Consider the following 18060-nt stretch of genomic DNA (forward strand, 5'->3'; position numbering starts at 1 on the left):
TGCAGTAATGTACGATGGATTTCGTATGTATACGGGCGTCGCGACGTGCCATTCAGCGACGGCCAAGGCCAGGCGCGAGATATTCTTGTGGGCGTCTGCAGCGGCTGCGAAACCGTGGTGGCGATTCCGCCGCAGTCCACGCCGGCGCAAGCTTGTGTATCTCGCGGTTTGATTCAATCTCAGCTCGGTCGATATGACGCGTGTCTTATTTTGTTTCATATCGGCCCTACTTCCTACGTGAATTAATCAGATTTTCGCTCTTCCCTGTAGTCCATTTCCGAATCATCCTATTACCGCCTTTGGGCCATTGCGGTGGTTTCTCTGAGCTTCTAGTCTCGCCCTGTCGCTGCCAAACCTGCGACCGGGCCTGCAAGCTCGAAGATGAAATCCCACCTCCGAAACACTGTTGTGCTCAGGCATGTCAGTGTCCTCGGTCAATGGTGGCTACGTATGGGAGATCTTTGGATCTGCCGGTTTTCTCATCTTCCGGTCTTGCAGACCTGTACGTAGCTGCCACCCATCAAATGCAAGTGGTGAAGTGGTGGTCCAATCGTCCAAAGATGAGATCACACCATGATTAAAATCGTCCCCGACCCACCCCATCCCAACTCCCTCCACGCCCTCGAAGACACCCTGATCCAAGCCGCAGATTACGTCCTGTGCGCACTGACGGTGGCCCATCAATCTGCCTTGCTCCTGCCGCGCACGCCCGGCTCGATCATGATGCTGACCATCATGCATGAGCTCGAAACCGCCCGAGCTTTGGTGGATACGGCTCTCACGCAGGTACAGCGCTTCGATGAGCCGACCAAGCCGACGTTGCACTGAATCAGCCAAGCCGGAGGACTGCACATGGACAAAGAACCGCTAGACCGCATCGGCAGGCTGGGCTTGACAGTCGGCACAGCGACTTGCCTGGAAGGCGCCATTATGGGCAAGCGGCTGTTTCGGGTAGAAGCGGGTAACTGTTGTGACCACGCCTTGGCGCAGGCATCGGTGTTGATGGATAGCGCCCGTAAGGCCTCGTTTATTGGCGTCATGGACAATGAGCCTGCACTGGTTTGGGCCTCTCATTTTCTTGGTGAAATGGCTAAAGCGCTGATGGATGATGCGCATATGGGCATTAACAGAAACTCTTGAAGGGAACCCTTCAAGGTATTTGTCGGGCAGAAATTTGGGGGCGCTGTGCGCCCCTTTCGCGACACAAGGCCGCTCCTGCAGTGACCGACTAGCGCTGTCGGTCATCGCGTCGGTTTCAGGATACGTCTGGTCGCTGGCGCACATCCCTGTACTGGCAGGAGTGCCATGCTGTCAGGATGCCCTCGACGCCAGTGCACGTAGATGCGCGGCCGTGGGCAAGGAGGTGTCCGGCGACCACGCAACCGTGACGTGGCCGGTGCGCCGCAGCAGAACACGTCGGGCGCAGGTATTGCCTGCGCTCGCGACGCCGAGGTCCGCTGTATGCCTGATGAGACGCTTGACCTGCCCGTGATCCAGCGTGTGCTGGATCACCACCGTGACACCCCCGGCGCGCTGTTGCCGATCCTGCATGCGATCCAGGCCGGCGTTGGGTATATCCCCGATGACGCCGTGCCGGATATCGCCCATGCACTCAACCTCAGCCAGGCTGAGGTGCGCGGGGTGATCACCTTCTACCATGACTTCCGTACCGCGCCGCCAGCGCGGCATATCCTGCGCCTGTGCCGGGCCGAATCCTGCAAGAGCCGTGGCGCCGAGACGCTGGCGGCGCAGCTGCGCGAGCAGTTGGGGGTGGATGATCACGGCACCAGTGCCGACGGCGCGGTAAGCCTGCGGCCGGTGTATTGCCTGGGGGCCTGCGCCTGTTCGCCAGCGCTGGAACTGGATGGCCAGGTGCATGCGCGGCTGACGCCGGAGCGCTTGAGCGCACTGGTCAGCGGCTGCCTGCAGGAGGTGAAGCCATGCTGAAGCTCTTTGTTCCCTGCGACTCGGTGGCGCGTGCAGTGGGCGCCGATCAACTGGCCGACGCGCTCAGCGCCGAGGCGCAACGGCGGCAGGTCGAGGTACAGATTCAGCGCACCAGCTCGCGCGGGCTGTACTGGCTGGAACCGTTGCTTGAGGTGGAAACCGCTGAGGGCCGGCAGGGCTTTGGGCCGGTGGCTGCCGAAGATGTCGCGGGCCTGTTCGAGGCGTTGACGGCGGCGCCGGCTGAGCATCCGCTGGCGCTGGGCCTGGTCGAGCAGATCCCGTATCTGAGCAGTCAGCAGCGTTTACTGTTCGCCCGTGCCGGTATCACCCGGCCGCTGTCGCTGGAGGATTACCGCAACCACGGCGGCTTCGAAGGCCTGGCCAAGGCTGCGTTGCTGGAGCAGGCAGAGGTGGTCGCGGCAGTGCTCGATTCCGGCCTGCGCGGGCGGGGCGGCGCGGCGTTTCCGGCGGGGATCAAATGGCGCACGGTGCGCGATGCTCCGGCGGTGCAGAAGTACGTGGTATGCAACGCCGACGAGGGCGACTCGGGGACGTTTGCCGACCGCATGCTGATGGAGGGCGATCCGTTTCTGCTGATCGAAGGCATGATCATTGCCGGCCTGGCGGTGGGTGCCAGCAAGGGCTACATCTACGTGCGTTCGGAATATCCGGATGCGGTCCACGCGCTCAACGAGGCGGTGTTGTTGGCCCGAGAGGCGGGCTATCTGGATACCACCGGCAGCGGTGTGGCGTTCGACCTGGAGGTGCGGGTCGGCGCTGGCGCGTATATCTGCGGTGAAGAAACCGCTCTGCTCGAATCTCTCGAAGGCAAGCGCGGCATCGTCCGCGCCAAGCCGCCACTGCCGGCGCTCGAAGGCCTGTTCGGTCAGCCGACGCTGGTGCACAACGTGCTCACCCTGGCCTCGGTGCCGATCATCATGGCCAAGGGCGCGCAGTTCTATCGCGACTTCGGCATGGGCCGTTCGCTGGGCACCTTGCCGTTCCAGCTGGCGGGCAATGTGCGCTATGGCGGTTTGGTCGAACGCGCATTTGGCTTGACCTTGCGCGAGCTGGTCGAAGGCTACGGCGGTGGCACTGCCAGCGGGCGTCCGCTGAAAGCCGCTCAGGTCGGCGGCCCATTGGGCGCTTGGGTGCCGCCGAGCCAGTTCGATACGCCGCTGGACTACGAAGCGTTCGCCGCGCTTGGCGCGATGATCGGCCACGGCGGTGTGGTCGTCGCCGATGACACCCTGAACATGGCCAACATGGCGCGCTTTGCCTTGCAGTTCTGCGCTGAAGAATCCTGCGGCAAGTGCACCCCGTGCCGGATCGGCTCGACCCGTGGCATGGAGGTGGTCGACCGCTTGATCGCCAGCAGCGACCCGGCCTACCGCGCCGACCAGGCCAACCTGCTGCACGACCTGTGCGACACCATGCAATACGGCTCGCTATGCGCCATGGGCGGGATGACTTCATACCCCGTGGCCAGCGCCCTCAAGCACTTCCCTGCCGACTTCGGTCTGGCCAGCCCGGAGGCCGCCCAATGATCAATTATTTCGACCCTGCCAGTGATGCCGACCTCGGCACCCCCGCGCGTGAAAGCCAGGTGCAGATCAGCCTGAGTATCGACGGCCGCGACATCAGCGTGCCCGCTGGCACCTCAGTGATGCGCGCCGCTGCGTTGCTCGGCACCAACATCCCCAAACTGTGTGCCACCGATACCCTCGAAGCCTTTGGCTCGTGCCGCATGTGCATGGTCGAAGTCGACGGCATGCGCGGTTACCCGGCGTCGTGCACCACACCGGTCACCGAGGGCATGGTGGTGCGCACGCAGACGCCACGCCTGGCCGACCTGCGCCGCAATGTGATGGAGCTGTACATCTCTGACCACCCGCTGGACTGCCTGACCTGCTCGGCCAACGGCAACTGCGAGTTGCAGACCGTGGCCGGCCAGGTTGGCCTGCGTGAGGTGCGTTATGGCTACGAAGGCGCCAACCACCTTGCCGACGCCAAGGACCTGTCCAACCCATATTTCAATTACGAACCGAGCAAGTGCATTGTCTGCAGCCGTTGTGTGCGCGCCTGTGAAGACATTCAGGGCACCTTTGCTCTGACCATCACCGGTCGCGGTTTCGACTCGCGAGTGGCGGCGGCTGGCGGTAGCGACTTCCTCACCTCCGAGTGCGTGTCGTGCGGCGCCTGCGTGCAGGCCTGCCCAACCGCAACCCTGACTGAAAAAAGCCTGGTCGAACTTGGCCAGCCAGAACGTGCGGTGATCACCACCTGCGCCTATTGCGGCGTGGGCTGCTCGTTCCGCGCCGAGATGAAAGGCGACCAGCTGGTGCGCATGGTCCCGGACAAGAACGGCGGCGCCAACCACGGCCATGCCTGTGTCAAAGGCCGCTTCGCCTGGGGTTATGCGACCCACCCGGACCGCATCACCAAACCAATGATCCGCAAGCACATCGACGATCCGTGGCAAGAGGTCAGCTGGGACGAGGCGGTCACCTACGCAGCCAGCGAGCTGCGCCGCATTCAGCTCAAGTACGGGCGCGACTCGATCGGCGGCATCACCTCCAGCCGCTGCACCAACGAAGAAGCCTATCTGGTGCAGAAACTGGTGCGCACGGCGTTTGGCAACAACAACGTCGACACCTGTGCACGGGTCTGTCATTCGCCGACCGGTTATGGCCTCAAGCAGACCTTGGGCGAATCCGCTGGCACCCAGAGCTTTGACTCGGTGATGCAGGCCGACGTGATCCTGGTGATCGGTGCCAACCCAACCGACGCGCACCCGGTGTTCGGCTCGCAGCTCAAACGCCGCCTGCGTGAAGGCGCCAAACTAATCGTCATCGACCCTCGGCGGATCGATCTGGTCGACTCGCCGCATGCCCGCGCCGAGCTGCACCTGCAACTGCGCCCCGGCACCAACGTGGCCATGCTCAACGCACTTGCCCATGTGATCGTTACCGAAGGGCTACTTGATCAGGGCTTTATCGATGCCCGCTGTGAAGGGCCGGAGTTCGCTCGCTGGCGCGACTTTGTCAGCCTGCCGGAGAACTCCCCCGAAGCCCTTGGCCCGACCTGTGGCGTACCAGCCGAGCAGATCCGTGCGGCAGCCAGGCTGTATGCTGGCGCTGGCAACGCAGCCATCTACTACGGCCTCGGCGTGACCGAGCACAGCCAAGGCAGCACCGCAGTGATGGGCATCGCCAACCTGGCTATGGCTACTGGCAACATCGGCCGTGAAGGGGTAGGGGTGAACCCGCTGCGTGGGCAGAACAACGTCCAGGGCTCGTGTGACATGGGCTCGTTCCCGCATGAGCTGCCGGGTTATCGGCACATCTCCAACGCCACCGTGCGTGCCGAGTTCGAGCAGGCCTGGGGTGTGACCCTGCAGCCTGACCCAGGCCTGCGCATCCCCAACATGTTCGAGGCGGCGCTGGATGGCAGCTTCAAGGCGCTGTACTGCCAAGGCGAAGACATCGCCCAGAGCGATCCCAACACCCAGCACGTGACGGCCGCGCTGCGGGCGATGGAATGCGTGGTGGTGCAGGATATCTTCCTCAACGAGACGGCCAAGTTTGCCCATGTATTCCTGCCGGGCAGCTCGTTCCTTGAAAAGGACGGCACCTTCACCAACGCCGAACGGCGTATTTCGCGGGTGCGCAAGGTCATGCAGCCGTTGGCCGGCAAGGCTGACTGGGAAGGCACCATGGCCTTGGCCAACGCCCTCGGCTACCCGATGAACTACCGTCATCCGTCAGAGATCATGGACGAGATCGCCCGGCTGACACCGAGCTTCCACAGCGTCAGCTACAGCGAGCTGGAGCGTCACGGCAGCCTGCAATGGCCGTGCAACGAAGCCGCGCCAGACGGCACGCCGACCATGCACATCGACCAGTTCGTGCGCGGCAAGGGCCGCTTCATGCTGACTGGCTACGTGCCCACCGACGAGAAGGTCAACAGCCGTTATCCGCTGCTGCTGACCACTGGCCGCATCCTCAGCCAGTACAACGTCGGCGCGCAGACACGGCGTACCGAAAACGTCGCCTGGCATGCTCAGGACCGGCTTGAGATTCACCCAAGCGACGCCGAAAGCCGCGGCATTGTCGAAGGCGATTGGGTCGGTATTGGCAGCCGCGCCGGGCAGACGGTGCTGCGTGCTCAGGTCAGTACCCGGGTTGCGCCGGGGGTGGTGTACACCACCTTCCACTTCCCCGAGTCGGGCGCCAACGTCATCACCACCGACAACTCCGACTGGGCCACCAACTGCCCCGAGTACAAGGTTACGGCGGTAGAAGTGGTGCGTGTATCGCAGCCGTCGCAATGGCAGCAGCGTTATCAGGCGTTCAGTGACGAACAACGGCGCCTGCTGCAGGAGCGGCGCAACAGCGAGCAACAGGAAACTGCCGAGGTACGCCGATGAGTGTCGACAGCCTGGTCAAGATGGCCAACCAGATCGCCCACTACTTTGACAGCGAGCCCAACCGGACGCTGGCGGTGCAGGGGGTACGCCAGCATATTCACAGCTTCTGGACCCCGCTGATGCGCAAACAGATCGTCGAGTGGATGCAGGCACATCCCGACGAAGGCGTGGACGATCTGGTGCGTGAGGCCCTCGCGGAGGGTTGACCAGAGGAGGCAGGCAGCGGCGTCCAGCCGCTGCGTTCTGCCTAGAACAGCGTTCCTTGCACTGTTTCCAGCACCAGCAACTGGGCACCTTCATTGCGCATGTTGCCTACGTCTTTGCTGACCGCAAACCACTCGAAATCAGCCACCGGCAAGCACTGCTCACGGGCCAGCCGTTCAGCCTGCTCGGCGGGTAGTTGCGGGTCGAGCCAGGCCCGTGCCTGTTCCGGCGCCAGCACCAATGGGCGGCGGTCGTGGATATCGAGCATGCCCTCATCACTGGCCGCGGTGATGATCACGAAGCCATCGCCCTCGTTCGGCTCAAGCCCGGCTTGCACCTGCGCCAACGCTGCCATGAAAATAGGCGCCCGGCTTTTCAAACGGATGAAATACGGCTGCTTGCGCTTGGGGTCGGCCGGGTCGACCACCCATTCATACCAACCATCGGCCATCACCAGTGCCCGGCCTTGCGGCCACAGCGGTTGAAAGAACTTGCCGGTAGTCACCGTCTCGACCCGTGCATTGATCGGCGCTGGGCGTTTGCCGGTGGCCCAGAACGGCGCCCAGCCCCAATGACACGGGTCGATGCGCAGGCCGTCGGCGTTGTGCAGGATCAGTACACGGCTGCCCGGGGCGACGTTGTAGCGGTCGATCGGCACGTTGTCGTAGCCACTGATGACATCCTGCTCGGCGTCCAGCTCACGCAGATAATCGGCCAGGCCTTGCGACTGAACAAAGCGTCCGCACATTGCAGGTCTCCCACTTGTCGAAATTTCCTACGCCGAAATTGACCAAAGCCGTGGCGCCCGATTAACTGTATATCCGTACAGTTTAATTGCAAGGCGTGCCCCATGACTACCATCCTTGGCCCCATCGCAGCCGGCGCAGGCGCGCTGTCACGCTATCTGTTCAGCGTGCCGGCAGGCTTTCCCTCGCCTGCGGCGGACCACATGGAGCAGCCGATCTCGCTGGACGAGCTGTTCAACCTGCGCGCGCCGCATATGTACCTGGTGAGAATAGACGGCGACAGCATGCAGGACGCGGGCATCTTCGATGGCGACCTGGTGCTGGTCGATCGCTCGATCGAAGCCCAGCACGGCCATGTGGTGATCGCCGCCGTCAATGGCGAGCCATTGTGCAAGCGGCTGCACAGGGTCGGCCGGCAGGTGGTGCTGCGCTCGGACAACCCGCGCTTTGCCCCGCGGCATATCCTCGAGGGCGACGAGCTGGCGATCTGGGGCGTGGTCACCTTCAGCGTGCGCAGCCACGATCCCAAGGCTTGAGTTCAAGATCGGGCACGCCAGAGAGCATTGAATTGGGTGGTGAAACTCTGGCTCATCAACTCGCGGCGCATCTCCCAATCCGGTGCCGCTGGCACACTGGCCGCGCGCATGGTGCCCGAGCCCCAGCGCCCGTTGATGTCATCCATCACCTGCATCAGGCGATCACAAGTCGGCGATTGTCTGGGGGCGAACAGGTCATCTGAAAACTCCCCCGGTTGGCACAGGTCCATCAACAACACCTCGGCCTTACTGTAGCGAAAGCCTGGGCGAAAGATCGTGTCTACCGCCTCCAGCGCCATGCGCGTAAGCAGCCGTACGTCGTCGGTGGGGTAGGGCAGTTGCACCACTACGCCGCTGGCGTACTTGGCTTCTTCGGGGTTGAACATGCCGGTGCGGATGCTCACCCGCAGCTTGCGCGCCAGCGAGCGTTGCGCGCGCAGTTTCTGGGTGGCGCGCATGACGTAGGTCGCCACCGCCTGCCTGATCGGCTGCAACTCGCTGACCCGCTCGCCGAACATGCGGCTGCAGCAGATTTCCTGGCGCGGCGGCTCCTGCGCCTGCAGTTCCAGGCAGGGCGTGCCGGACAGCTCGCGGGCGGTTTTTTCAACTACCACGCTGAACTGCTTGCGCAGGCTCCACGGGTCGGCCTGAGCCAGGTCCCAGGCGCTGCGGATGTTCAGCGCGGTCAGGTGCGCCGCCAGGCGCGGGCCGATACCCCAGACGTCTGAGGCCTGGCACTTTTTCAGCACCCAGTCGCGCCGTACCGGGTCGCGCATGTCGTAGACTCCGCCGGTTTGCGCGGTCCAGCGCTTGGCCGCGTGATTGGCCAGCTTGGCCAGGGTCTTGGTACCGGCGATGCCGACCCCGACGGGAATGCCGGTGTGCTTGAGAACACGCTCGCGAATGTCGCGGCCCAGTTGCTCGAGATCGCCAGGCACGCCGCTGAGGTCGGCGAAGGCTTCATCGATCGAGTACACCTCGGTGGCCGGGACCATGCCTTCGATCACCGTCATTACTCGCTGGCTCATGTCGCCATACAGCGCGTAATTGGAGGAGAACGCCACCACGCCGTGACGGCGCAGCACATCCCGCACTTGAAAGTACGGCTGGCCCATCTTTACCCATTGCTTGGCCTCGGCGCTGCGGGCAATGACGCAACCGTCGTTGTTGCTCAATACCACGATCGGCGTGCGTACCAGGTCGGGGCGGAACACCCGTTCGCAGCTGGCGTAGAAGCTGTTGCAGTCGATCAGGGCGAATACGGGTGAGGTGGCGGCTGGCATGGCGGCTGGCTTTTTGCTGTATATGCATACAGTAAACAGCTGCGGTCTGGGACGGTCAAGTTGGCCGCGACCGCCGGCCCGGCGACGTTGGTAAAGTTGACTGATGGATCAACACCAATCGCCGGTTTAATTGTGTACAGGAGATTAGCTAAAGATATAGATCCGTGCGGCCGAAACAGTGTGAGTAGCAGGTCGCCACTACTGCCCAGCAGCGGCCATTTGCCCCCGCCCTACATGGATGGTCGTGACAGTGAAAATAAAAACCAAATTGATCCTTGCCTTCGTCTCGGTAGCCTTTATCCCAGTCAGCGTGGTCGGGGTTATATCGGTGCTGAATATCCGCGCCGATGCACTTGAACAGTTTGTCGATGGCAGCACGCGGGAAATCCGTCAGATAGACGGCAACATGCGTCAGTTCTTTGATGCAACTACGCAAAACGTCGATCAACTGTCCGCTGATCCTGTATACACTTCAGTAAGTACTTTAAAACAGTACACCAGTACCGACGCCGCCAGTCAGCCAATGCCGGCTGCGGCGCAGCAGGTCATCGATCAATTCGCCCGCTATGGTTCGACTCACCCGGCCGCGGCGATTCTGTCCATCGGCCTGGAAGACGGCAGTTACGCGAAATGGCCGGATGATCCCAAGCTTGCCAACTACGATCCGCGCACGCGGCCCTGGTACAAGGCGGCCATGGCCAGCCCGAACAAGACCGTGCGCACCGCTGCCTATTACTACGACAAGGACGATGTGGCGCTGGTCGGCACTGCGCGGGCATTGCTCGATGACGCCGGCAAGCCCAAGGGTGTGTTCGTCGTCAGCGTCTCGCTGAAAAACCTCACCGAGCTGATCAAGAGCATCAAGCTCGGCAACAGCGGCTACGTGATGCTGGTCGAAGACGGCACGGTGCTGGTCGACCCACGCGACGCCAGCCACAGTTTCAAGCAGCTCAAGGACCTTGGCGAGCCTTACGCGCATCTGGCAGCGACCGCGCAGGGCTCGACTGAAGTCGAGATCGATGGCGTCAACTACATGGCCAACGTATGGACTTCTCCAGGCCTGGGCTGGCGCTTTGTCGGCCTGATCGAGAAGCAGGAAGTGATGGCTGCGGCCACGCGCATGAGCTATCTCACGGCAGTCATCGTCATCTTGCTGGCGCTGGTATTTGCGGTGATCGCGGCGGCGTTCTCCAGGCTGATCGTCAAGCCCATCGGCCAGGTCAGCACCGGCTTGCAGTCGATCGCCGAAGGCGAGGGTGACCTGCGCCGAGATCTGCAGGTGCAGGGCAAGGATGAAACGGCTGAGCTGGCCGGCTGGTTCAACAAGTTCCTTGCGGCGATTCGCCAGCTGATCCAGCGCATCGGCGCTGCGTCGAGCAATCTTGAGGACGCTTCGCGGGTCAATAGCGAGGTGGCGAGCAATATGAACGAAGCCGCCGGGCGTCAGCGCGAAGCAGTCGAACTGGTGTCCACTGCATTCAACGAGATGGTCGCCACCGCCAACGAAGTTGCGCGCTCGTGCAGCAGCGCTGCCGATGCTGCCGAAAACGGCCACCGCCGTGTCGCTGAGGGCAAGCAGCAGATCGAGCAGACCACCGCCAACGTCAACCGCCTCGGCATGCGCTTGAGCGAGTCGTCTCAGGCGATGGTCGAGCTGGAGCAGGGCAGTCGCAGCATCAACCAGATCCTCGGCACCATCCGCGCCATTGCCGAGCAGACCAACCTGCTGGCGTTGAACGCTGCGATCGAAGCTGCCCGCGCCGGTGATCAGGGCCGCGGCTTTGCCGTGGTGGCCGATGAAGTGCGCGCGCTGGCCAAGCGTACCGCTGACTCCACGGGCGAAATCGACCTGCTGCTCAATACCCTCGGCAGCAAGACTGCAGAGGTCTCGGAGAAGATGGACAGCTGCCTGGATCTGTCGCGGGCCAGCGTGTCGTCGATCGAGAGTGCGCGCGACAGCTTTGAAGGGATTCAGTTGTCGGTCAATGAAATTCGCGACCAGAACCTGCAGATTTCCGCAGCGGCGGAGGAGCAGCACAGCGTTGCCGAAGAGATCAACCGGCATATTCAGCAGATCTATGACGAAGCGCAGCTGGTCGAGGGCCTGGCCAGTTCGGCGCAGGCTGACTCCGGGCGGTTGTCGCAGCTGTCGCAGGAGTTGAATGGGTTGGTTGGGCGATTCAAGTCCTGACAGCTAGGGCCGTACATTGGCTTGATGATTAGGGCAACCATTTGGGTTTCGGGGCTGCTGTGCAGCCCCTTTCGACTGGATTGCCGCCCCGCCAAGGGGTTTCACGTGGCAGGGTATCAGTGGCGATTCTGCAGCACCTCTCGAAACACGTCCGGGCGAGAGGCCGCGATATATAGCAGCGAGCGAGCCGCACCAGAAGGCGCTCGACGCCCTTGCTCCCACTCCTGAAGGGTTCGAATCGAAACACCCAGCAGTTCTGCGAATTTAAGCTGCGATAGCCCCGTCTTGTTACGCGCCTCAGCGGCTTCAGTCACTTCAACCTGATGCACTGCGCCGTAGCGGCCGGCTTTCACATCGCGGATCGACTGCAGTAATTCTTCGCCGATGTCGCGCTTGGCGTCGCGAAGCATGAGCTCTGTCTCACTCAACGGCATGGTCCAGCTCCTTCATGATCTTGCGCAGCACATGCGCAGGTATATTTTCTACAGCGCTTTTGCAGTACACGAGCAGTGTAACCAGTGCACCGTCAGCGAGTTGGGCCGTGTAGATGACTCTGACCGCGCCCCGTTTCCCTTGCCCATCCATGCTCCAGCGCACCTTGCGACACCCACCAGAACCGGCGATCACGACGCCAGCTTCTGGATCCGCAGCAAGGTACGCCATAAAAGCTCCATGCTCTTCGGCGGTCCAGTAATCCGGCCACTGCCTGGAGAAAAGCGGCGATTCGATAATGGTCAGCATACCTCATCCCTACGTCTTTGACGTAGGGATAGTGGGAGGTACAACACTGGCGAGGGAAGGTCGATGTTGTATCGAGCAGTTGCTCGGCCTTGGATCGCAGCAGGCCGGCAACCTGCGCAAGTTCCCCACCCAATCTGTAAATTTCGTAAATAAGATTTAAAGTCATTTGAGAATCGTTATATTCCACATCCCTATTGGCCCCCCAAGTACTGCTTGAGAGGCCGGAGGGTGTGGGCTCTTCGGTTTCCTGGTCGGGGTTGGCATTTGCCCATGATCAGGAGATGTGTCGATGCAATCCAGAACCTCACCCAATGGCCTGGCCCTGGCTTTTGTTGCCTTGGCTACACCAGCACTGCTGGTCGCGCCGGCTCACGCCGACGAGCAGCAAGACGCCGAGGTGCTGGACGTCCCGCTAGACAGCAATGCACTGATCATCCAGGACACTCTGGTTACCGCCGAACGTGAGGCGCGTCAGGCGCTCGGTTCGTCGATCATTACCGAAGAAGACATCAAGCGCCGCCCGCCCGCCAATGACCTGTCCGACATCATCCGCCGCGAGCCTGGGGTCAATCTGACCGGCAACAGCGCCAGCGGCGCGCGTGGCAACAACCGCCAGATCGACCTGCGTGGCATGGGCCCGGAAAACACCCTGATCCTGATCGACGGCAAGCCGTCCAATGCGCGCAACGCCGTGCGCTACGGCTGGAACGGTGACCGCGATACCCGTGGCGAGACCAACTGGGTGCCGGCCGAAGCGGTCGAGCGCATCGAGATCCTGCGTGGCCCGGCGGCGGCGCGTTACGGCTCCGGTGCCATGGGTGGGGTGGTCAACATCATCACCAAGCGCCCGACCGATGAGTTCAAGGGCAACGTCAACGTCTACACCCAGCTGCCGGAAGACAGCGCCGAGGGCATGAGCCGGCGGACCAACTTCAACCTCAGCGGTGGCCTGACCGAAAACCTTGGCTTCCGTCTGTTCGGCGGCCTGGCCAAGACCGATGCCGATGACCTCGACATCAATGCCGACGCGGCCAACAGTGCCCTCGTGGGCGGCCGCGAAGGTGTGCGCAACAAAGACATCAATGGCCTGCTGAGCTGGAAGCTCAACGACGAGCATCGCCTCGAGATGAGCAGCGGTTACAGCCGCCAAGGCAACATCTACGCCGGCGACACCATGAACAGCAACGGCGGCGGCAACGTTGATCTGATCTCCAGCCTGTACGGCAAGGAGACCAACATCATGCAGCGCAGCACCTACGACCTGACCCACCTGGGCGACTTCAGCTGGGGCACCAGCAAGACCGTGCTGGCCTACGAGTACGTGCGCAACTGGCGCCTCAACGAAGGCCTCGCCGGTGGCCCGGAAGGCGCGATCAACGACAGTGGCGCGGCTATGTCGCGGCTGCGCAACACGCGCCTGACCAGTGAGGTCAACCTGCCGTTCGCCATGGGCAGCACCGAACACGTGCTGACCCTGGGCGGCGAATACCTGTACGAGAGCCTCAACGACCAGGGCTCGTTCCGCCCGCAGAGCTTCGATCCGAGCGGCAACGGCGGCGATGCGATCAGTGGCTTTGATCGCAGCAACTCGAAGATGACTGCCAAGAGCTACGCGCTGTTCGTCGAAGACAACGTCATCATCGGCGATACCACCGTCACCCCCGGGCTGCGCCTGGATCACCACGAAGCCTTCGGTGACAACCTCAGCCCAAGCCTGAACCTGTCGCACAAGCTGACCGAGGCGCTGACCGTCAAAGGCGGCATTGCCCGTGCCTACAAAACGCCGAACCTGTACCAGTACAACTCCAACTACCTGCTGTACAGCCGCGGCAACGGGTGCAGTGTCGGCCAGACCAACTCCGGTGGCTGCTACCTGCAGGGCAACAGCGACCTCAAGCCGGAAATCAGCGTCAACAAGGAAATCGGCCTGCAGTACGACCGCGGCACCTGGCGCACCAGCGCGACGTACTTCCGTAACGACTACCAGAACAAGATCATCGGTGGCACCGACGTGATCTATGCGATCAACAGTGGTCGTCGCGTGACCCAGTGGGAAAACGCCGGCGAAGCGCGGGTCGAGGGTATCGAGGGCAACTTCTTCATCGAGCTGAGCCCGGCGCTCGACTGGAACACCAACCTGACCTGGATGCTCGACAACGACAACCGTGAAACCGGCGAGCCGCTGTCGGTGATCCCCGAGTACACGGTCAATACCACCCTCGACTGGCGCGCCACCGACAAGCTGTCGTTCCAGCTTGCCGGCACCTACTTCGGCAAGCAGAAATCGCCAAGCTACAACTACCGCACCCAGCAGGACTACGACCTGGAAGCACAGCAGGATGTGGAAGCCTACGGGCTGGTGGATATCAGCACCGGCTACAAATTCAACCAGAACTACGATGTGCGCGTGGGCGTGAACAACGTCTTCGACAAGCAGATCCTGCGCGGCGGCAACGCCAGCAGCTCCGGCGCCAACACCTATAACCAGCCTGGGCGCGCCGTGTTTGCCTCGTTGAACATTTCGTTCTGATCGATCGGCACAAGGACCTTCTGATGAGCGAAACCCCAACCTGGCTGCGCATCCTCTCGCGCAGCGGCGCAGCCCTGTTGGGTGGCTACGCCTTCAGTTACGCCAGCACCGCCTGCCTGGCGCGGATCCTGCCGCTGGCGCCGGCGGACGCGGTGATCGTCGCCACGCTGCCGGCGTTCGTCTTCTATACCCTGGCGATCCTCTGGGCCTTCGCCAGCCGTGACGCGCTGCGGGCCTGGGCGCCACTGGCGCTGGCGGTGCCGTTGGCGTTGATTGGCTTCTGGCCGCAGGCGCTGCGGTGGCTGGCATGAAAAACACCTTCACTCAATCGATGGCCTGGCTGCACACCTGGGCCGGGCTGATCTTTGGCTGGCTGCTGTTCGCAATCTTTGTCACCGGCACCCTGGCGGTGTTCGACAAAGAGCTCAACCACTGGATGCAGCCAGAAATCCCGGCAAGTACAGTGTCCCAGGCCGATGCCGCCAAGCGCGCGATCAGCTACCTGCAACAGCACCAAGCCAACGCCGGCAACTGGGGTATCAGCTTGCCGACCGAACGCTCGCCGGGCTTGAGCGTCTCCACCGGCGATCGCCGCCACGGCGTGGTGGTGCCGCTCGACCCGAACAGCGGCGAGCCGCTTGCCGTGCGTGACAGCGTCGGCGGCAACTTCTTCTTCCGCTTCCACTTCACCCTCGACCTGCCGCGCAACTGGGGCATCTTCGTGGTCGGCGCGCTGGCGCTGGTGATGCTTGCGGGGTTGATCACCGGCATCGTCATTCACAAGAAGATCTTCAAGGAGTTCTTTACCTTCCGCCCCGACAAAGGCCAGCGCTCGTGGCTGGACTTTCACAACGCCAGCGCGGTGTTGCTGCTGCCGTTTCACTTGATGATCACCTACACCGGCCTGGTGATTTTCATGATGATCTACATCCCCGCAGGCGTGGACGCCGTGTTCGAGGGCGACAGCCGGGCGTACTTCCAGGCCCAGGGCAATGCCCGTGTGGAACAACCGCGACGGCTGGCCAAGACGCCCGCCGAGCTGGTCGAACTGGCGCCGCTGCTGGCCCAGGCCGAAGCTCGTCTCGGACCAATTGGCAGCATTGGCATCCGTAACCCGAACACCGCCGCGGCGCTGATCGAAGTGCGGCCGGTGCTGGGTAACCGCATCGCGCTGACCAAAGGCAATGCAATGGTGTTCGACGGTGTCAGCGGCAAGCTGCTCAGCGACGTCCCTGAACTGCGCCCGGCGCCGCTGACTCAGCGGGTCATGGCCGGGCTGCATTTTGCGCAGTTTGGTGGCTACCCGATGCGCTGGCTGTACTTCATCTGCGGCTTGATCAGCTGCGCAATGATCGCCAGCGGGCTGGTGCTGTTCTGCGTCAAGCGTGGGCGCAAATATGCCGCTGCCGACAGCCGTGCCGATGCGGCGGCGCGACGTTGGTATCGCGTGGCTGAAGTGTGCAACGTCGGCTTTATCAGCGGCCTGATGGTCGCCTGTGTCGGCTTGCTGTGGGCCAGCCGACTGTTGCCAGCGGAGCTGGCGCAACGTGAGGCGTGGGAAGTGCGGGCGTTCTTTGGCCTGTGGCTGCTGGCGTTGCTGCATGCCGGCGTGCGCCCTGCCAAACAGGCATGGGTCGAGCAGTTGGCACTTTGCGCCGTGCTGTGCGGTGGTCTGGGTGTGCTGGGTATCTTTGCCGGCGGCGTCGACCACCTGCGCCTGGGTGTCGAGGTCACGGGCCTGGTGTTGGGTATTGGCCTGGCCTTGGCGGCATGGCGTGTGGCGTGCCCCAAACCGGTGGTGGTCAAGCCGCGCGCGGCGCGCACAATGGAGGCCAAGGCATGATCAGTCTGGTGACGGGTAGCCTGCTGTTTGCCTATGCCGGCATGCTCGGTTTGTGTCAGGGGCTGGAGCGCCATTACAAGCAGGTGTGGCAACGGTCACCGTCGCCAGCGCTGCGCCTGAGCCTGCGCGCGCTGGGCTGGCTGGGGCTGCTGTTGAGCTTGCTGCTGTGCGCGCAGGCCTGGGGCTGGGCGATGGGCGCGGTGGCCTGGTTTGGGGTGATCTCGCTGGCAGCGGTGGTGCTGGTGCTGCTGCTGCCGTACTGGCCCAGGTTCGCCGTAGCGCTGGTGGCGGCAATACCGGCGTGGGGCGTGCTGCACCTGTTCGGTTGATCAGGCCAGCACGCCGCAGTCCTGCAGCCAGTGCTCGAAGCACTCAAACGTAGCGATGGCGGCGGCCACCGTCTGCGGGTGACTGGCGGCAGGCTGGTCGAGGCGCTGCAGGAAACTGCGCCAATGCGCGCCGGTCAGCGGCCCGTACACGTCGAGAAAGCGCGCGCCGTGGTCGCCGTCGATCCCCAGGCGCTCGGCCATCGCCCGCTTGAGCACCTGACCGCCGAGGGTCGAGCCTTCGATCACATACATCACGCCGAGCACGCTGGCTTCATCGGCAGTTGCCGGCAGCGCCTCGCAGCGGGGCAGGGCGGCAACCTCTGCGCGGCTCAGGCCCAATGCCTGAAGGTCATATTCGAGCACTGTGGTCTTGGCCCGCTCGCTGCCTTGATGGTCTGTCAGTAGCGCTTGTAGCGGGGCATGGAAGCCATAGTAAGCCTGCATCAGCCGTCGATAGGCAGGCAGGTCGAAGTCATCACGGAAAAACGGCAAGCGGGCTTCCAGACGCTGGTGACAGGCTTGGGTACCTGCGCGCAGTGCGAGCAGAAGCGGACTGGGGGTGTGGGGCATTGGCGGCTCGGGTAGAAGGGTATGGCATCTAGACAGCATCCTACCGCAAGGTAGCGGTGGCAGCGTAGTATCAGCGCGCCTGAAGCCTGCGTTGGAGGACACCGGTGAAAGCTGTTCGCTTGACCTTGATCTGCCATGGACTGACCGATGCCCAGCGGCTCGGCCGTATGGCCTGCCCTGATGATGCGCTGCTGGCGCTGCCTTCTGCCGCTGAACTGATGGCTGATTACACGCAGGTATTGTCAGCGCCCGAGAGCCGCACCCTCGACACCGCCGGTGTGCTGGGCGATCAGGTGATGAGCGAGCCGGCCTTGGCCGACGCTGATCTGGGTCGCTGGCAGGGATTGACGCTGAAGCAGTTGCAGCGCGAGCAGCCGGATGCGCTGGCGCAGTGGCTGAGCGATCCCTACAGTGCCCCCCACGGCGGCGAATCCCTGGCTCAGCTGGGCGAACGAGTGGCCGCCTGGCTTGCGGCGTTCAACAGCCCAGGCTCGACCTTGGCAGTGACTCATCCTCAGGTGATCAGGGCTGTGCTTGGGCAACTGCTCGACTGCCCGCTGGCTGCTTTTCAGCGCATCGATGTCCTACCCCTGGCAAAACTGCAGCTGAGCTTCAACGGGCAGTGGCGGGTGCGTCTGCTGTGACCTGACGCAAATCCTGGCAACGCCCGGTTGCACTTGGCGGCGCATCTGCAATGATCGTCAGGCCCGT

18 protein-coding genes are annotated in these 18060 nt (G+C 62.9%); 13 read left to right on the forward strand and 5 right to left on the reverse strand.

Annotated features, from left to right (window positions below; all coding sequences use genetic code 11):
• Positions 1-573 precede the first annotated feature (573 nt).
• From ACIOAU_RS13050 to ACIOAU_RS13075, 6 genes are all read left to right on the forward strand, one after another.
• Entirely contained in the window at positions 574-828 is a 255-nt protein-coding gene (locus ACIOAU_RS13050; protein ID WP_101321129.1) for a hypothetical protein, read from the forward strand.
• A gap of 24 nt (positions 829-852) precedes the next feature.
• A complete protein-coding gene (locus ACIOAU_RS13055) occupies positions 853-1140 on the forward strand; it encodes a DUF3077 domain-containing protein (protein WP_188036408.1) in 288 nt (95 codons plus the stop codon).
• A 321-nt stretch (positions 1141-1461) separates the two neighbouring features.
• Complete coding sequence (locus ACIOAU_RS13060; protein ID WP_150570755.1) at positions 1462-1947, forward strand: formate dehydrogenase subunit gamma; 486 nt, start codon at positions 1462-1464, stop codon at positions 1945-1947.
• Positions 1941-3494, forward strand: coding sequence for an NADH-quinone oxidoreductase subunit NuoF (locus tag ACIOAU_RS13065; RefSeq protein WP_101321125.1), 1554 nt, complete (start codon positions 1941-1943; stop codon positions 3492-3494). The genes ACIOAU_RS13060 and ACIOAU_RS13065 overlap by 7 nt, the downstream gene beginning before the upstream one ends.
• Entirely contained in the window at positions 3491-6376 is a 2886-nt protein-coding gene (gene fdhF, locus ACIOAU_RS13070; RefSeq protein ID WP_401182386.1) for a formate dehydrogenase subunit alpha, read from the forward strand. The genes ACIOAU_RS13065 and fdhF overlap by 4 nt, the downstream gene beginning before the upstream one ends.
• A complete protein-coding gene (locus ACIOAU_RS13075; protein WP_101321121.1) occupies positions 6373-6582 on the forward strand; it encodes a formate dehydrogenase subunit delta in 210 nt (69 codons plus the stop codon). The genes fdhF and ACIOAU_RS13075 overlap by 4 nt, the downstream gene beginning before the upstream one ends.
• A gap of 41 nt (positions 6583-6623) precedes the next feature.
• Here ACIOAU_RS13075 and ACIOAU_RS13080 read toward each other — a convergent pair whose 3' ends face one another.
• Positions 6624-7328, reverse strand: a complete 705-nt coding sequence (locus ACIOAU_RS13080; RefSeq protein ID WP_401182389.1) for an SOS response-associated peptidase family protein — start codon at positions 7326-7328, stop codon at positions 6624-6626.
• Positions 7329-7430: 102 nt separating this feature from the next.
• On the opposite strand from ACIOAU_RS13080, the gene ACIOAU_RS13085 reads away from it, so the two are divergent.
• Positions 7431-7862 carry a LexA family transcriptional regulator gene (locus ACIOAU_RS13085; RefSeq protein WP_101321117.1) on the forward strand — a complete coding sequence of 144 codons (432 nt, stop codon included), beginning with the start codon at positions 7431-7433 and terminating at the stop codon, positions 7860-7862.
• 2 nt (positions 7863-7864) lie between these two features.
• Here ACIOAU_RS13085 and ACIOAU_RS13090 read toward each other — a convergent pair whose 3' ends face one another.
• The gene (locus ACIOAU_RS13090; protein WP_401182392.1) at positions 7865-9145 is read right to left on the reverse strand and encodes a Y-family DNA polymerase; all 1281 of its coding nucleotides are present in this window, start codon (positions 9143-9145) and stop codon (positions 7865-7867) included.
• 250 nt (positions 9146-9395) lie between these two features.
• Between ACIOAU_RS13090 and ACIOAU_RS13095 the strand changes: the two genes are divergently transcribed.
• Positions 9396-11336 carry a methyl-accepting chemotaxis protein gene (locus tag ACIOAU_RS13095; protein WP_401182395.1) on the forward strand — a complete coding sequence of 647 codons (1941 nt, stop codon included), beginning with the start codon at positions 9396-9398 and terminating at the stop codon, positions 11334-11336.
• 116 nt (positions 11337-11452) lie between these two features.
• Here the strand turns inward: ACIOAU_RS13095 and ACIOAU_RS13100 are convergent, their stop codons facing one another.
• Complete coding sequence (locus ACIOAU_RS13100) at positions 11453-11770, reverse strand: DNA-binding transcriptional regulator (RefSeq protein ID WP_150570764.1); 318 nt, start codon at positions 11768-11770, stop codon at positions 11453-11455.
• Complete coding sequence (locus ACIOAU_RS13105) at positions 11757-12077, reverse strand: transcriptional regulator (RefSeq protein WP_188036404.1); 321 nt, start codon at positions 12075-12077, stop codon at positions 11757-11759. The genes ACIOAU_RS13100 and ACIOAU_RS13105 overlap by 14 nt, the downstream gene beginning before the upstream one ends.
• Before the next feature lie 289 nt (positions 12078-12366).
• Between ACIOAU_RS13105 and ACIOAU_RS13110 the strand changes: the two genes are divergently transcribed.
• The 4 genes from ACIOAU_RS13110 to ACIOAU_RS13125 are packed head-to-tail and all read left to right on the forward strand — an operon-like array spanning position 12367 to position 16779.
• A complete protein-coding gene (locus tag ACIOAU_RS13110; protein WP_150572396.1) occupies positions 12367-14607 on the forward strand; it encodes a TonB-dependent siderophore receptor in 2241 nt (746 codons plus the stop codon).
• A 23-nt stretch (positions 14608-14630) separates the two neighbouring features.
• Positions 14631-14918 (forward strand): iron transporter, encoded by a 288-nt coding sequence (locus ACIOAU_RS13115; RefSeq protein ID WP_101321110.1) that lies wholly within the window; start codon positions 14631-14633, stop codon positions 14916-14918.
• Entirely contained in the window at positions 14915-16450 is a 1536-nt protein-coding gene (locus tag ACIOAU_RS13120) for a PepSY domain-containing protein (RefSeq protein WP_188036401.1), read from the forward strand. Before ACIOAU_RS13115 ends, ACIOAU_RS13120 begins: the two co-directional genes overlap by 4 nt.
• Positions 16447-16779 carry a DUF3325 domain-containing protein gene (locus ACIOAU_RS13125; RefSeq protein ID WP_220634047.1) on the forward strand — a complete coding sequence of 111 codons (333 nt, stop codon included), beginning with the start codon at positions 16447-16449 and terminating at the stop codon, positions 16777-16779. The genes ACIOAU_RS13120 and ACIOAU_RS13125 overlap by 4 nt, the downstream gene beginning before the upstream one ends.
• Here the strand turns inward: ACIOAU_RS13125 and ACIOAU_RS13130 are convergent, their stop codons facing one another.
• Positions 16780-17349, reverse strand: coding sequence for a biliverdin-producing heme oxygenase (locus tag ACIOAU_RS13130; protein ID WP_401182400.1), 570 nt, complete (start codon positions 17347-17349; stop codon positions 16780-16782). It lies immediately after the preceding gene.
• A 104-nt stretch (positions 17350-17453) separates the two neighbouring features.
• Here ACIOAU_RS13130 and ACIOAU_RS13135 point away from each other — a divergent pair, with 104 nt between their 5' ends.
• Positions 17454-17993, forward strand: a complete 540-nt coding sequence (locus tag ACIOAU_RS13135) for a histidine phosphatase family protein (RefSeq protein ID WP_401182403.1) — start codon at positions 17454-17456, stop codon at positions 17991-17993.
• Positions 17994-18060: the final 67 nt, after the last annotated feature.

Source organism: Pseudomonas sp. NPDC088322 (assembly GCF_044740745.1).
Taxonomy (GTDB): domain Bacteria; phylum Pseudomonadota; class Gammaproteobacteria; order Pseudomonadales; family Pseudomonadaceae; genus Aquipseudomonas; species Aquipseudomonas shirazensis.